This is a genomic window from uncultured Brachybacterium sp. (assembly GCF_947500705.1).
In the GTDB taxonomy this organism is placed as follows: Bacteria; Actinomycetota; Actinomycetes; order Actinomycetales; family Dermabacteraceae; genus Brachybacterium.
This window is the reverse complement of sequence record NZ_CANMSY010000003.1, coordinates 360402-373636: the sequence shown is the minus strand read 5'-3', so window position 1 is coordinate 373636 and position 13235 is coordinate 360402. Positions and strand designations below refer to the sequence as shown.

Here is a 13235-nt window from a genome sequence, read left to right as displayed (position 1 = left end):
TCTGGGGTCAGCGCATCGACCTCGCTATGGTCGAAGGATGTCCTCCTCCACGATGATCGCCGTGACCCCTGCCCTCGCCGCTCCGGAGGACTACCCGTGGCTCGGACCGGCCGTGCGCTCGGCCCTGCTGCTGAGCGAGGGCATCGTGGAGCTGGACCCGAGCGGCGGTGCGGAGGCCCCGAGCGAGCAGCTCGAGGAGGCGCTCATCAATACCTCCGCGATCGACCAGGCTCTCGCCGCCGAAGGGGTGGCACCGCTGGCAGAGCGCACCCTGGTGGTCGCCGTCGGCTCCAACCAGACCCCGCAGACCATCGCCCGCAAGTACCACCGCTCCGGTCGCCGCATCTCGGTGACCACGCCCTTCGTGCGCTGCACCGTGCGGGACCTCGCCGTCGGGCACGTCGCTCATACCGCCGCGCCTGGGTATGTGCCCGCCGCCCCGTACCGTGCCGTGGGGGAGCGGATGGAGCTGGTCGCGACCTGGTTCGACGACGAGCAGCTCGAGGTCGTCGACGCCACCGAACCGAACTACGACCGGGTGCGGCTGTCCGCAGACGACTTCCCGCTGACGCTCGCCACCGGTGAGAAGCCCGCACACTTCGACGTCTACGCCTCGCTCTGGGGCGTGATCGCTCGGGAGCAGCAGCCGATCCCCCTGCGCCATCGCCAGCAGGAGATGTTCGACGAGCTCGTGGGACTCACCGGATCCTTGCTGACCCACGGCGACGCGGCTGAGATCTGCGCTGCGCTGGCCACCTCCCCGGCGGCCCTGCATGAGCTGGTCATCGCCCACGACCTGGTCGCCGAGGACGGTCTGCCCCGCTGACCGGCGAGCCCCCGTCGGTGCGGCTCAGACCACCGTGCAGCGCACCGTGTGCCAGCCGCTGGAGCCGTCGGGCGCGGGGTTCGCCCGCTCCTCGGTCTGCACCTCGCCCTCGCCGTCGGTGGCGCGGACCATGATGCTGTGGTCCCCGGGCGATGCCTCCTCCCAGCGCAGCGACCACTGCACCCAGGTGTCCGGGGTGACTTCCGCACCGAGCTCGGCCTCGCGCCAGTCGCCGTCGTCGATCCGCACCTCCACGGTCGCGATGCCGCGCTGCTGCGCCCAGGCGGTGCCGCCGAGCATCACGGCCCCGTCGGCGTCCGGCTGGAGATCCCCGAAGGAGCGGGGGACGTCCACGCGGGAGGCGATCTTGATCGGACCGCGCTCGGACCAGCCCCGGGTGGACCAGTAGGCGACGTCATCGGCGAAGCGGGTGACCTTGAGCTCGGTGAGCCACTTGGTCGCGGAGACGTAGCCGTACAGGCCCGGCACCACCATCCGCACCGGGTAGCCGTGCTCCGCCGGGAGCGGCTCACCGTTCATGCCCACGGCGATCAGGGAGTCGCGGGAGTCGGTGAGCGCCTCGAGCGGGGTGGAGGCGGTGAAGCCGTCGACCGAGCGGGAGAGCACCATATCGGCCCCGTCCTTGACCCCGACCCGCTCGAGCAGCGTGCGCACGGGAACTCCGAGCCAGACGGCGTTGCCCGCGAGGTCGCCACCGACCGCATTGGAGACGCAGGTCAGCGTCAGATTCGTTTCGATCATGGGCTCTGCGAGCAGCTCTTCGAAGCTCAGCGTCAGCTCCCGCTCGACGAGCCCGTGGATCCGCAGCTCCCAGGTGGTGGGATCCACCCTCGGCACCGCGAGCGCCGTGTCGATCCGATAGAAGTCCGCATTCGGGGTGACGAAGGGCGGCATCCCCTCGAGGTCCACCTGGGCGTTCTCCGGAATCGGCTCTGCGGTGGTGCGCGGCGTGGGGAGCACGAACTGCGCGGCCCGACGGGCGACCTCTCGGCTCGCGGTGACCCCCCGCGCCGCGCCCGCACCGATGACGGCGAGCAGACCGACGGCGCCGACGCCGAGCAGCGACCGACGGCGCGTCCAGCGAGCTCCCGAGTCGTCTGCGTCGTCAGCGCCTGCCGGGGCGTGGACGGCCCGCAGCAGGAGCAGGAAGGTGGGCACGGCGACCACGGTGCCGACCAGGGTGGGCAGCAGGTCGAGCACCGAGTTCTGGGCGCGGGTGACCACGAGGACCATCGCCAGGACACCGAGGCCGGCCAGCAGGGCGGCGGCGGAACGGGGGCGGGTGTCCCCGAGACGTCCGATCAGAGCCGTGAGCAGGGCGTACACCGCGATCATCGAGGCGAACAGCACCACCTTGTCCCAGGTGCCGAACAGACTGATCACCAGGTCCTTCACCGCCGGCGGCACGATGTCGACGAAGGCGCCGCCGACGGCCACGAACGGTGTGGAGGAGGCGCTGAAGGCGAGGGAGGCGAGCTCCGCGACGGCTACCAGCACCATCCCGGCCACCACCCCGGTCACGGCGGACCAGATGGGGGCCCCGCCGCGGGGATGGGCGCTGCCGCGGGGGTGGGAATCACCGCGGGGGTGGGCACCGCTCCGGGTAGGGGTGGTCATGTCAGCACCCCGCTCGCGATCGGGTCCATCGACGGCTGAACCGAGCCGCCGGCGGGTTCGATGGTCAGGCCGAGGGTCACGCCCTCGGGGATCGCGACCTCCTGCATCACCGCGTCAGCGGGACCGTCGAGCAGCCCGGCGCTCGCGATGTCGCCGGAGCCGTCGATCATCCAGAGCTGGTACACCTCACCCTCGGGCAGGTCCGGCAGGTTCGCTCCCTGCACGATCATCGCCTGCTGCTCACGGGAGTACATCAGCTGCAGGGAGCCGCCCTGATCGGAGGGGACCGTGAGGTGGGCGGCATCATCCGAGGCCATGATCGTGGAGACCATCTGGTTCTCCTGCTCTGCATCGGCCTGCGCGGATTCCAGCGCCGCGAGGGTCTCCCGGGTCTCCTGCTGGGCGGCGCGCTCGGTGCCCCAGAGGCCGAAGCCGGCGATCGAGGTGACCAGGAGCGCCCCGGCGGCGACGGAGAGCCAGCGGGTGCGGGAGCGATAGCGGTCCAGGGGGATCACGGTCGCGTCGGGACTCAGAGCATCGTGCACAGCGGTGTCGCGCTCGACCGCAGCGAGGCTCTCCGTGGAGGTCGCCGGCTCGACGTCCGAGTCGGCACCTGCGTCCGGTTCCGGCGACAGCTGGCGGGTCTGCGAGATCTGCGCCATCAGTGCGTGCTTGAGCGCTGGGCGGGGGGTCTGCGGTGCGAGGCCATGAGCCAGCTCACCGGCGGTCTCCTCGAAGGAGCGGGCCTCGGCGGCGGCATCGGGATCCTGGGCGAGGAACTCCTCGAGCAGGGCGCGCTCCTCGGCATCCAGGGCGTTCAGCGCCCAGGCACCGGTCATGTCATGCTGCTGATCGTTCACGAGGTCACCCCCAAGCTGTCGCGGAGGACGATCATGCCGTCCCGGATTCGTGTCTTGGCCGTCCCGACGGGGATGTCCAGAAGTTTCGCCACCTCCGAGTGGCTGAAGCCGCCGAAGTACGCGAGGCGGATCGCATCGGCCTGCAGCCTGCTCAGTCTGCCCATCGCTGTCTTCACGCGCTGTGCCTCGACCCTCATCATGCCCTCCTCCTGCACGTCGACGACTTCCTCCTGGATCATGCGCAGCCCCTCCTGGGAGTCGCGGCGGCGAGCGGCGGCGCTGGAGCGGACCGTATCCACGGCGCGACGGTGGGCGATGGTGCAGATCCAGCCGTGAGCGGATCCGCGCGGGCGTCGAATCGGGGAGCCTGCTTCCAGATCTCCACGTACACCTCCTGGAGCACCTCTTCGCTGATCGACACATCCCTGACCACGCGCTTGATCAGCGCGAACAGCAACGAGGAGGTGTCGTCATAGAGACGAGAGAAGGCGTCCTCATCGCCTCGGGCGACGCGGGACAGCAGCTCGGGGAGAGCGGGAGCATCAGGTCCCTCCGCCAGGTCACCTCCGCTGTCCGGCTGCGGCGGTGGCCGTCGCTCGGCGGATGACTCGGGAAGGTCGTGCGCCATTCACAGCTCCTTCGGGGACGGGTCGAGCGGGCGGGGGCCATCGGGTCGATGCCCCCGCCCGCTCACTGCGTCTGCCCAGTGTGCGCTGGTCAGCTGGCGTCTGCCATCGACGGCGGCATCAGAACGGTATCGACCAGGTAGACGGTTGCGTTCTGGGTGGTCACGCCGCCGCAGATCACGGTGGAACCGTTGACCATCAGATCGTCGCCGCTGCCGGTGACCTCGACGTCATCGCCCTGCACAGTGGTGTGGGTGCCGGCGATCTCCTCAGGGGAGATCTGACCGGGGACCACGTGGTAGGTGAGCACGGAGGAGAGGCCCTCGGCGTCTCCGGCCAGGGCGTTCAGGTCCGCCTCGGGGATCGCGGCGAAGGCGTCGTCCACCGGGGCGAACACGGTGAACTCGTCACCGTCGAGGGTGTCGACGAGGTTCACGTCCGGATTCAGCTCGCCGGAGACCGCAGAGGTCAAGGTGGTGAGGATGGGGTTGTTGGAGGCGGCCACGCTCAGCGGGTCCTGGGCCATGCCCTCCACGGAGCCGGCACCGTCGGGCACCATCTCCGCATAGTCGGCGCAGCCGGCGCCGACGAGGTTCGCGGCGGGATCCATATCCCCGCCGCCGTCGGACGCCATCCCACCCCCGTCGGACGCCATCCCGCTGCCCTCGCTCTGCGAGGTCGCGGGCTGTTCGCCGCCCTCGGCAGAGGACGGGTCCTCGGTCATCCCACCGGAGCAGGCGCTCATCAGCGCGACCGTGGCCGCCAGGGCCCCGATGCGGGGAAGAAGTGTGCGAGCGTTCATGACGATCTCCTTTGTCAAGCTTCTGTCGCGTTCGGGGGACCCGGCCACGGAACGTCACCGGGGTGGCGTCACACCAGCAGTTCGGAGCGGGCGGTGGAGCGGATTGGTGAGCATCTGCGGGGAACGGCCGGCAGACGGACCCGGAGCGGCCGACGGGGGTGGCGCTGTGACCTCGGGAACACCCGGTCGGCCGGGTTGGACGCGGCGCCCTGGGTCGCGGTAACGTAGCTCGTCGGTGGCTGACACCGGTACGATTCGGAGATCAGCCCCATGGGCCTATAGCTCAGTCGGTTAGAGCGCTGTCCTGATAAGACAGAGGTCACTGGTTCAAGTCCAGTTAGGCCCACTTCGAGGATCGGAGGAACGCATGAAGAAGTTCGTCACCGCCGCCGTCGTCCTGCTCGGGACGTCGATCGCTGGGATCCTCACCTGGCGGAAGGTCGAATCCGACCGCATCCGCAACGATCTGTGGAGCGAGGCGGAGCGAGTCTCCGCCGAGCAGGATGCGTCTGCCGCGAAGCAGGCTCAGCCGACCTCCGCAGCTCGCGGCTGATCCGCAGCCTGCCGCAGCGTGCAGCGGTAGGATCGGGACAATCGAATATGGGGACTTAGCTCAGTTGGTAGAGCGGTAGCTTTGCAAGCTTCAGGTCAGGGGTTCGACCCCCCTAGTCTCCACCACCTGCAGAAGGCCTCTCCTCCGGGAGGGGCCTTCTGCTTTCGTGTGCGTAGGGCCGGCCTGGCGCACCTTTCCCGGTATAGAGTGACCACCTTCGCAGAAACTTAGCCAAGATATCTATTTCTTCCTTGTCGAAGGAGAGTCATGGTTGCCATCACCAGCGTGTCCACCCGAGCGATCGACAGGGCGCGAGAGACGCCGGGAGGGGTGGCGTCGGATCGAGTCGTCCGCAGCGGACCCCTGCAGCAGTCCATCGTCGCCCTCGTGGAGGGAGCTCGTCTGGCTCCGCACCAGTCGGACGTTCCGGCCTCGCTCTATCTGCTCGCCGGTGCTGTACGGATCGAGGCCGAAGAGCCTTTTGTCCTGCAGCGGGGCGATCTGCACCAGATGCCTTCCCAGCGACGTGGCGTCACGGCCCTCGCGGATACGGTGCTGCTGCTCACCGCCGTGACGAAGGTGTCCGATCCGGATTCTCCGGAGGGCTTGATCGAGGATCACACCCTGCCCCTCGCCTGACCAGCCCGACCCGTCGGGCCGTCCTGTGCTCGTGTCCTCAAGGTGCAGCTGCGGCGAGATCTCGACCGGGCTGCCCGCTCTCGGACGCCGGCTCGGTGACCTGTGCAGAGCGTCACTCGCGCGGGACCGCTTCCGCCGCCGTGCCGTCGGCCCCCACGAGCGTGACCATCTCCTCGGCTCCGAGCCGGGCTCCCGCCGGGACCTGCGCCCCGTCCTGCACCAGGCAGCCGTGCAGACGCGCACCGGCGGCGATGCGCGCGCCATCGAGCACCACGCAGTCCACCAGCTCCGCGCCGGCCTCGATCACCGCTCCCGGGCAGATCACGCTGTGCGCCACCGTGCCCGAGATGTCACTGCCCTGGGCGAGCAGCGCGTCGCGCACGTGCGCGCCGTCCCGCACCCGGGAGGGCAGGAGCTGCGGCTGGGCGGAGAAGATCGGCCAGTCGGGATCATCCAGCGTGATCCCGTCCCCGTCCAGCAGATGCATGTGCGCTCTCCAGTACGAGGCGAGCGTGCCGATGTCCCGCCAGTAGCCCTCGAGGCGGTGCTCGACGGTGCGGCGGTGCTCCACGAAGTGGGGAATCAGGTCGTCGCCCCAGTCCTGCAGCTCACCCACCTCATCGGGCAGGGTCTCGAGCGCGTCGAGCAGCGCTGGGGCGTCGAAGCAGAAGATCTCCGTGGCGACCAGGTCGGTCGGAGGATCCTCCGGCTTGTACCAGAACTGCTCGACGACGCCATCCTCCGCCGTGCGCACCACCCCATGGCGGGACGCGTCCTGCGGGAGGCGGGTGGTGACCATGGTGAGGTCCGCGCCGGCGGCCGCATGCGTGTCCAGCACGTCCAGCAGGTTGATCGTGTAGAGGTGGTCGGCACTGAGCACCACCACCAGCTCGGGGTCGAACTCCGCGATCAGCGCCTTCTGCCGCCACAGGGTGTCGCTGTTCCCCGCCGCGAAGCCCTCACCCTCCGCCCCCTCGAACGGGGCCAGGGTGCGCAGCCCACCGTGATGGCGATCCAGGTCCCAGGGCCGGCCCGCTGCCAGATGCGCATTCAGGGAATGCGGGAGGTACTGCTCGACCACCCAGACGTTCGACAGATGGCTGTTGGCGAGGTTGGACAGCGCCACGTCGATCAGCCGGTAGGAGCCGCCCATGCGCAGGGCGGGCTTCGCGCGCTCGTCTGTCAGGGCGCCCATTCGGGAGCCCTGACCGCCGGCGAGGACGATCGCGAGGGTGCGGGGTATGCGCATGCGTGTCAGGGTACGTCCGTGACGGAGCCGGTGGGCCTCAGCCGACCGGCGGGTACGCCGAGCCCCGCAGCAGCCGTGCCAGGTGGGCGGCATTGCGGGCGGCCGTCGCGGTCGTCGAGGCGACGGCTTCCGGCACCTCCTCGAGGTCCTGATAGTCCGTCGAGCCCATCGCCTCACCCACCCAGTAGGTGGCGCCCTGCGCGGGCAGGGTGAAGCCCACGTCGTTCAGACCCTGACCGAGATCCGCGGTCACCTTGTGCGCGCCGTCCTCGTTGCCGACCACGCCGATCAGAGCGACCTTGTCGAAGACGCGGGGACGACCTCCCTCGTCGGTCTCCGAGTCGCCGTTGAGCCGCTCGAGCACGCGCTGGGCGATGCTGCTGGGGTGCCCGAGCCAGATCGGGCTGGACAGCACCAGGATGTCCGCCGCGAGAACCTTCTCGTACAGGGCAGGCCAGGCGTCTCCGGCGCCCATGTCGACCGCCACGCCCGGCTTGACGTCATGGTCGACCACCCGCACGGAGGAGGTCCTCACGCCGTGCTGCTCGAGCTCGTCCAGCAGCTGTCGGGCGAGACGATCGCTGCTCGAGGTCGCGGGGGAGGGGGTCAGGGAGCAGGTGAGGGCAAGGGCGGAGAGGTCGGTCATCGGTGGTTCCTTCCATCGAGGGGCGGACTGCCGGTCCCGCCATGCTGGCCTCCGTGGGTGGGCCTGTCGAGAATCTCGACCGTTCAGTCGGCCGACGGGGTCGGCACCGGTGACCAGCGGCTTCTGCGTCCCGGCCCCTCCGGTCACGAGCCCTCCCCGCCGCGCCGAGAAATTCCCTCCCATCCGATCCTCCGTGTGCTCCGAACCACGTCATGGAACGCCGCCCACGACGGCTGCAGGGTCGTCCGGCGTCCGACGAAGGAGTCATGATGCGCACGACGACGAAGCGACTGCTCCCCCTGTTCGCGGCCACGGCCGTGCTCGGCATGTTCGGTGCCTCCGGTGCCGCCCTGGCCGAGGGTCACGACGGAGACCACGGATCCACCACGCTCGAGGCCCATCTCACCGAGCTCAACGACTCCGGAGCCTCCGGCACCGCCTGGATCACGCTCGAAGGCAACGAGATCACCGTGAAGCTCGACAGCGCCGGCATGCAGGCCGAGGCCCCGCACGCTCAGCACATCCACATCGGCGGCACGAACGAGTGCCCCGATCCGGGTATGGAGGGCACCGGCGCGGACGGTGCGATCCGCACCACCGATGCTGCCGGCGCCTATGGGGCGGTGAAGGTCTCGCTCACCAACGACGGTGACACCAGCGCCGACAGCGCCCTGGCCGTCGACCGCTACCCGGTCGGCGACGCGAGCTACGAGCGCACCTTCGAGGTCGACGACGCGACGGCCGAGAGCCTGCGTGCAGGCGACGGCTCCGTGGTGCTGCACGGTGTGGACCACAACGGCAATGGCACCTACGACGGTGACCAGATGTCCGATCTGGATCCCGCGCTGCCGTCCGAGGCCACTGATCCCGCCGCCTGCGGCACGCTGGACGTGGCCCAGATGGAGCAGTGGCCCGAGGGCGGTGCCGAGACCGGTGACGGCACCGCCGCCGGGATCGAGCAGTCCGGCGTCATGCTCGCCGGCGGTGGTCTGCTGACCGCAGCGGCTGCCGGTGGTATCGCCCTGCGTCGTCGCCAGACCGAGAAGTGACATGACCCCTCAGGGAACTCCCCGTCGGAACGGCGGCCGTCGCCTGGCGGCCGTCGCTCTGGCGGGCCCTGCCCTGATGGGCGCGGCGCTGCTGGTGTTCTCGCTGACCAGCCAGGTCGGCGCGCCGCCGGAACCCCCGCTCCGCTCAGACGGAGCGAGCTCCGAGAGGGGAGCCACCGCGCAGTCCGACGGCGGAGGTGCTGATCCCTCGGCCGACGGCGCAGAGCCGGCGGTCGTCCCCGGCACCGCGGCGGCGGAACCCTCGGAGCAGCCGACCCCGGAAGCACCGGAACCCGCCGTCGCCGCAGCGCTCCCGGGCTCCGAACCCACCTCCCTGCGGATCGACGCGATCGGTGTGGACGAGAAGGTCTTCCCGATCGGTCTGGGACAGAACGGCGAACTGCTCGCCCCGCGCGGCGAGCAGGCGGATCTGGCGGCATGGTTCGACGGCTCACCCACCCCGGGGGAGTCCGGGCCCGCCGTCATCGAAGGACACGTCACCTGGGGCGGTGAGCCCTCCGTCTTCTTCGAGCTCGGAGGCCTGACGCCCGGAGACCGGATCGAGGTCGACCGTGAGGACGGCACGGTGGCGACCTTCGAGGTGTACGACTCGGCCCGCTACCCCAAGGACGAGTTCCCCACGGTCGCCGTCTACGGACGGACCGACGGGCCGGAGCTGCGCCTGATCACCTGCGCCGGCGACCTCGACCCGGACGGGCACCACCTGGACAACACCGTGATCTCCGCGCGGCTGATCGAGAACTGAGGGCACTCCCGGGCCCGTGCCGGACCCGTGCGCCCGCGCGCGATGATGATTCCGGTCGAGCTCTCCGGGCAGCGGGGCTATGCGGTCCGCAGGGAGCTGAACAGCAGACTCGTCTGCGTGGAGCGCACGCCGGGCAGGGCGCGGATGCGCTCCAGTGCGAGATCGAACTCGGTGAGGTTCCGGCTGCGGAGCTGGATCACGAGGTCCCAGGTGCCGATCGTCGAGTGGAGCTCCTCGATCTCGGGGTAGCCGCGGATCTCGTGGACCACCTCGTGGCTGCTGCGCGTCTCGGTCGCGACGAGGATGACGCCGCGGACGGAGTCCGGCGCGAGATCGTTGCTGACCCGGATCGTGAATCCCTCGATCACCCCGCTGTCCACGAGCCGGTCGATCCGTGAGGTGACGGTCGAGCGATTGATGCCCAGCTCCCGCGCCAGGACCGCCACCGGAGTGCGGCTGTCGGTGCGCAGGAGCGCGATGAGTCGGTGGTCCAGATCGTCGAGCACGCAGAAAGCGTACTGCCGCCCCGCAGAGTGCTGGGACTTCCGGCGATCGGGCCGCAACTCGGCGATTGCGGCACCGCACCGCTGCGCCCTACTGTCACTCCTGGCCCAGGTGAGGGCATGGTTCCGGGAGCATCTTCCCGCAGGTCTCCGAGGTGGCGAGAAGTGTTCGATGTGTCCGTCCTGCCCGCTTTCCTGCTCGCGGTCATGGTGATCCTGGTGACCCCCGGCCCGGACATGGCCTTCATGATCGCGACCGGTATCAACCAGGGTCGCGGGGCGGCGGTGCGGGGCGCCTTCGGGGTGACCACCGCGATGACGGTCTGGGTGGTGATCGCGGCCACAGGTCTCGGGGTGGCGCTGACGCAGCTGCCGTCGGCCCTCGATGCCATCCGTCTCGCGGGCGCTGCATATCTGCTCGTCCTCGCCGTGACGACGTGGGCGCACGCGGGGGAGGAGATCGCGGAGGCGAGGACAGGCGCGCACGTGTTCCGCCGCGGTTTCCTGGTCAACATCACCAATCCGAAGATCGCTCTCTTCTTCGTCGCCTTCCTCCCGCAGTTCCTCGGCACGGCGAGCGAACGGCCCTTCGCCCAGATCCTCATGCTCGGCCTGCTGCTCCAGCTCACCGGGCTCGTCGTGGATCTCGCGATCGGCAGCGCGGCGGGCCTGTTCCGGGACGCCGTGCTCGGCCGACGCAAGGTGCGCCTGGCACTGGACGGGGCCGCCGGGACCGTCTACGGAGCGCTCGCCGTCCTGCTGGTGCTCGGGGTGGCCCGCGAGTAGCCGAGCCCAGAGGGAGACTGGACTCATGGACACCCAGCGCAGCTCCTTCACCGCCGTCGTCACCGGCGCCTCCAGCGCCATCGGCCAGCAGGTCGCCCTGCAGCTCGCCGAGAGGGGGTGGCGCGTGATCGCCATCGGACGTGACCAGGAGGCGCTCGCCGAGCTCGGGCGCAGCTCGGCACTGATCACGCCGCGCGCCGCGGACCTGCTCACGGATGACCTCGCCGCCCTCCTCCCCGCGCGTGTCGATGCGCTCGTGCACGCCGCGGGGATCTCGCCTGATGGCGGGGTCGAGCGCACGGACGCCGAGGACTGGTCCCGGGTGTTCGCGCTCAATGTCACCGCCGGGGCACAGCTGGTCCGATACGCCCTGCCCTCGCTGCGCCGCTCCCGCGGCACCATCGTGTTCGTCAACTCGGGCGCCGGCACCGCCGCCAGGCCCCGCAACACTCCCTACGCTGCGAGCAAGCATGCGCTGCGGGCCCTCGCCAACGGCCTGCGCGGCGAGGAGGAGGCTCACGGGGTCCGCGTCTCCACCGTTTACCCCGGACCCACCGACACCCCGATGTTCACCGGGGACGTGGACCGCAGCGACCTGATCCGACCCTCCTCCGTGGCTGCGGCGATCCTCACCGCGATCACCGCGAGCGAGGATGTGCAGCTCACCGACATCCATGTCCGGCCGCGTCGCGAGCTGTCCTGGTGAGCTGAGCTGCCCGGGCGGGGACGGTGTCCCCATCGGTCCGCGAGGGCGCATGCCGTTCGAGGAACTCGAGCATCGAGACCCGGTCCACCCCGGTGAAGGTGCCCGTCGGCATCGCCGCCAGCAGCGAGGCGTGCAGCCGCGCGACCGGCCACACCGACCCGTCCCAGCGGTCCACGAGCGTCGGATCCGGTTCGCGGCAGCAGGTCGGATCGGGACAGGAGGAGGAGTGGCGCACTGTGGTCTCCCGACCCCGGAACCACTTCGTGTGCTGGTAGGCGGTGCCCACCGAGATCGAGAACTCCCCGCCCGGCCCGGATTCGATGTGCGAGGTGCACCAGTAGGTGCCGCCGGGCTTGTCCGTGTACTGGCAGTACTGGCGCATCCGGTCCTCGCTGCGGAACACCCGCCGCGCGCTCCACCAGCGGCACACCCGCTGCCCCTCCACCGCCCCGAGAGCATCGGTGGGGAAGCGCACGTCGTCGTTCTGGTACGCCTTGAGGATCGTGCCGGAGGAGTGGACCTTCAAGAAGTGCACGGGGATGCCCAGGTGATGGGTGGCGAGGTTCGTGAAGCGGTGCGCGGCCATCTCGTAGCTGACCGCGAACTCATCGCGCAGATCCTCGACCGACAGCTCCCGCTCCGCCTTCGCGTGCTGCAGGAAGTCCAGCGCCCCCGACTCGGGCAGCAGCAGTGCGCAGGCCAGATAGTTCGTCTCCACCCGCTGGCGCAGCAGGTCGCCGTAGTCCGCGGGCTCGCCCTTCTGCAGCACATGGGCGGCGATCGCCTGCAGCACGGTGGAGCGCGGATCCGAGGTCGCCCTGCCGAGCGGCAGATAGATCCTCATGTGCTGCGAATCGGTGATGGACCTGGTCGAATGCGGCAGATCCGGCACCGAATGCAGGGAGAAGCCGAGCTTCGAGGCCAGCAGAGACACCTTGGACTGGGACAGCGGGCCTCCCCGATGCCCGATCTGTCCCAGCAGATCCCGGGCCACCTCCTCGAGCTCGGGATAGTAGTTCCCTCCCTCGGACTGCTCCTGGCGCAGCTGGCCGTTGACCCGCCGCGCCTCCTCCGGAGTGGCGGCACGCTCCTCGTGCAGGCGCCGCAGCTCCTCATGCAGCGCCAGGATCGTCTCGATCGCCGCATCGGAGAGGGACTTGCGCACCGGCAGCTCGGGCAGCGGGAGGCTCTGGTAGAGGGTGCCCGCCTGGGCTCTCTCCAGTGCTATCTCCAGGGCGGCCCGACGGGACGGCGGCTCGGACTCCAGCAGGTCGTCGACCTCCACCTCGAGGGCGCGGGCGATCCGGCCCAGCTCGCCGAGCTTGAGCTCGCGCCTGCCGTTCTCGATCACCGACAGCTGGGAGGGAGCGCGCTCGACCCGCTGCGCCAGCTGGGCGAGGGACAGCCCCCGCTGCAGCCGGCGCGCGCGGATGCGCTGACCGATCAGCAGCGGGTCGTAGGAGTCGTCGTCGGCCGCACGGGGGATCACCACGTCGTGAGTCATGCGGACACGGTGCCACAGAAAAGTTCTGTTCGGCAGAAATATTGGAGAAGTTCTTTGATTCAGGGGGTTCTGGGCATCTTGC

At 69.9% G+C, this 13235-nt stretch carries 16 protein-coding genes and 2 tRNA genes; 9 read left to right on the top strand and 9 right to left on the bottom strand.

Features of this window, described 5'->3' with window-relative positions:
- Positions 1-37 precede the first annotated feature (37 nt).
- Positions 38-826: a hypothetical protein gene (locus Q0937_RS07785; RefSeq protein ID WP_299301927.1), complete on the top strand. Its 789-nt coding sequence runs from the start codon at positions 38-40 to the stop codon at positions 824-826.
- A gap of 24 nt (positions 827-850) precedes the next feature.
- Here Q0937_RS07785 and Q0937_RS07780 read toward each other — a convergent pair whose 3' ends face one another.
- The 5 genes from Q0937_RS07780 to Q0937_RS07760 all read right to left on the bottom strand — a co-directional run bounded on the left by Q0937_RS07780 (position 851) and on the right by Q0937_RS07760 (position 4752).
- Positions 851-2464, bottom strand: coding sequence for a molybdopterin-dependent oxidoreductase (locus Q0937_RS07780; RefSeq protein ID WP_299301924.1), 1614 nt, complete (start codon positions 2462-2464; stop codon positions 851-853).
- Positions 2461-3324 carry an anti-sigma factor gene (locus Q0937_RS07775; RefSeq protein ID WP_299301921.1) on the bottom strand — a complete coding sequence of 288 codons (864 nt, stop codon included), beginning with the start codon at positions 3322-3324 and terminating at the stop codon, positions 2461-2463. Before Q0937_RS07775 ends, Q0937_RS07780 begins: the two co-directional genes overlap by 4 nt.
- Complete coding sequence (locus Q0937_RS07770; protein WP_363323213.1) at positions 3321-3623, bottom strand: sigma factor-like helix-turn-helix DNA-binding protein; 303 nt, start codon at positions 3621-3623, stop codon at positions 3321-3323. The genes Q0937_RS07775 and Q0937_RS07770 overlap by 4 nt, the downstream gene beginning before the upstream one ends.
- Positions 3560-3952, bottom strand: coding sequence for a sigma factor (locus Q0937_RS07765; protein WP_299301917.1), 393 nt, complete (start codon positions 3950-3952; stop codon positions 3560-3562). The genes Q0937_RS07770 and Q0937_RS07765 overlap by 64 nt, the downstream gene beginning before the upstream one ends.
- 89 nt (positions 3953-4041) lie before the next feature.
- A complete protein-coding gene (locus tag Q0937_RS07760) occupies positions 4042-4752 on the bottom strand; it encodes a fasciclin domain-containing protein (protein WP_299301914.1) in 711 nt (236 codons plus the stop codon).
- Positions 4753-5024: 272 nt separating this feature from the next.
- On the opposite strand from Q0937_RS07760, the gene Q0937_RS07755 reads away from it, so the two are divergent.
- The 4 genes from Q0937_RS07755 to Q0937_RS07740 all read left to right on the top strand — a co-directional run bounded on the left by Q0937_RS07755 (position 5025) and on the right by Q0937_RS07740 (position 5944).
- Positions 5025-5098 (top strand) — tRNA-Ile (locus Q0937_RS07755).
- 21 nt (positions 5099-5119) lie between these two features.
- Positions 5120-5305 carry a DLW-39 family protein gene (locus tag Q0937_RS07750; protein WP_299301912.1) on the top strand — a complete coding sequence of 62 codons (186 nt, stop codon included), beginning with the start codon at positions 5120-5122 and terminating at the stop codon, positions 5303-5305.
- A 49-nt stretch (positions 5306-5354) separates the two neighbouring features.
- A tRNA-Ala gene (locus Q0937_RS07745) sits at positions 5355-5430 on the top strand.
- A 142-nt stretch (positions 5431-5572) separates the two neighbouring features.
- Positions 5573-5944: a hypothetical protein gene (locus Q0937_RS07740; protein ID WP_299301909.1), complete on the top strand. Its 372-nt coding sequence runs from the start codon at positions 5573-5575 to the stop codon at positions 5942-5944.
- A 112-nt stretch (positions 5945-6056) separates the two neighbouring features.
- On the opposite strand, the gene Q0937_RS07735 is transcribed toward Q0937_RS07740, so the two are convergent.
- Together Q0937_RS07735 and Q0937_RS07730 are read right to left on the bottom strand one after the other, a co-directional pair.
- Complete coding sequence (locus Q0937_RS07735) at positions 6057-7193, bottom strand: glucose-1-phosphate adenylyltransferase family protein (protein WP_299301906.1); 1137 nt, start codon at positions 7191-7193, stop codon at positions 6057-6059.
- A 37-nt stretch (positions 7194-7230) separates the two neighbouring features.
- Positions 7231-7839: a flavodoxin family protein gene (locus Q0937_RS07730; RefSeq protein ID WP_299301903.1), complete on the bottom strand. Its 609-nt coding sequence runs from the start codon at positions 7837-7839 to the stop codon at positions 7231-7233.
- A 269-nt stretch (positions 7840-8108) separates the two neighbouring features.
- Between Q0937_RS07730 and Q0937_RS07725 the strand changes: the two genes are divergently transcribed.
- Complete coding sequence (locus Q0937_RS07725) at positions 8109-8888, top strand: CHRD domain-containing protein (RefSeq protein WP_299301900.1); 780 nt, start codon at positions 8109-8111, stop codon at positions 8886-8888.
- A 1-nt stretch (position 8889) separates the two neighbouring features.
- A complete protein-coding gene (locus Q0937_RS07720) occupies positions 8890-9654 on the top strand; it encodes a class F sortase (RefSeq protein WP_299301897.1) in 765 nt (254 codons plus the stop codon).
- A 77-nt stretch (positions 9655-9731) separates the two neighbouring features.
- Here the strand turns inward: Q0937_RS07720 and Q0937_RS07715 are convergent, their stop codons facing one another.
- Positions 9732-10160: an Lrp/AsnC family transcriptional regulator gene (locus Q0937_RS07715; RefSeq protein WP_299301895.1), complete on the bottom strand. Its 429-nt coding sequence runs from the start codon at positions 10158-10160 to the stop codon at positions 9732-9734.
- A 162-nt stretch (positions 10161-10322) separates the two neighbouring features.
- Here Q0937_RS07715 and Q0937_RS07710 point away from each other — a divergent pair, with 162 nt between their 5' ends.
- Together Q0937_RS07710 and Q0937_RS07705 are read left to right on the top strand one after the other, a co-directional pair.
- Positions 10323-10943: a LysE family translocator gene (locus Q0937_RS07710; protein ID WP_299301892.1), complete on the top strand. Its 621-nt coding sequence runs from the start codon at positions 10323-10325 to the stop codon at positions 10941-10943.
- A gap of 25 nt (positions 10944-10968) precedes the next feature.
- Positions 10969-11649 carry an SDR family NAD(P)-dependent oxidoreductase gene (locus tag Q0937_RS07705; RefSeq protein WP_299301889.1) on the top strand — a complete coding sequence of 227 codons (681 nt, stop codon included), beginning with the start codon at positions 10969-10971 and terminating at the stop codon, positions 11647-11649.
- On the opposite strand, the gene Q0937_RS07700 is transcribed toward Q0937_RS07705, so the two are convergent.
- Positions 11606-13153 carry an XRE family transcriptional regulator gene (locus Q0937_RS07700; RefSeq protein WP_299301887.1) on the bottom strand — a complete coding sequence of 516 codons (1548 nt, stop codon included), beginning with the start codon at positions 13151-13153 and terminating at the stop codon, positions 11606-11608. The genes Q0937_RS07705 and Q0937_RS07700 overlap by 44 nt on opposite strands.
- Between the last annotated feature and the right edge of the window lie 82 nt (positions 13154-13235).

Bases quoted from the DNA above. Each gene is read 5' to 3' on its own strand.
- Q0937_RS07785 (WP_299301927.1), top strand. From the start codon at position 38: ATGTCCTCCTCCACGATGATCGCCGTGACCCCTGCCCTCGCCGCTCCG.
- Q0937_RS07780 (WP_299301924.1), bottom strand. From the start codon at position 2,464: ATGACCACCCCTACCCGGAGCGGTGCCCACCCCCGCGGTGATTCCCAC.
- Q0937_RS07765 (WP_299301917.1), bottom strand. From the start codon at position 3,952: ATGGCGCACGACCTTCCCGAGTCATCCGCCGAGCGACGGCCACCGCCG.
- Q0937_RS07760 (WP_299301914.1), bottom strand. From the start codon at position 4,752: ATGAACGCTCGCACACTTCTTCCCCGCATCGGGGCCCTGGCGGCCACG.
- Q0937_RS07750 (WP_299301912.1), top strand. From the start codon at position 5,120: ATGAAGAAGTTCGTCACCGCCGCCGTCGTCCTGCTCGGGACGTCGATC.
- Q0937_RS07740 (WP_299301909.1), top strand. From the start codon at position 5,573: ATGGTTGCCATCACCAGCGTGTCCACCCGAGCGATCGACAGGGCGCGA.
- Q0937_RS07735 (WP_299301906.1), bottom strand. From the start codon at position 7,193: ATGCGCATACCCCGCACCCTCGCGATCGTCCTCGCCGGCGGTCAGGGC.
- Q0937_RS07730 (WP_299301903.1), bottom strand. From the start codon at position 7,839: ATGACCGACCTCTCCGCCCTTGCCCTCACCTGCTCCCTGACCCCCTCC.
- Q0937_RS07725 (WP_299301900.1), top strand. From the start codon at position 8,109: ATGCGCACGACGACGAAGCGACTGCTCCCCCTGTTCGCGGCCACGGCC.
- Q0937_RS07720 (WP_299301897.1), top strand. From the start codon at position 8,890: ATGACCCCTCAGGGAACTCCCCGTCGGAACGGCGGCCGTCGCCTGGCG.
- Q0937_RS07705 (WP_299301889.1), top strand. From the start codon at position 10,969: ATGGACACCCAGCGCAGCTCCTTCACCGCCGTCGTCACCGGCGCCTCC.
- Q0937_RS07700 (WP_299301887.1), bottom strand. From the start codon at position 13,153: ATGACTCACGACGTGGTGATCCCCCGTGCGGCCGACGACGACTCCTAC.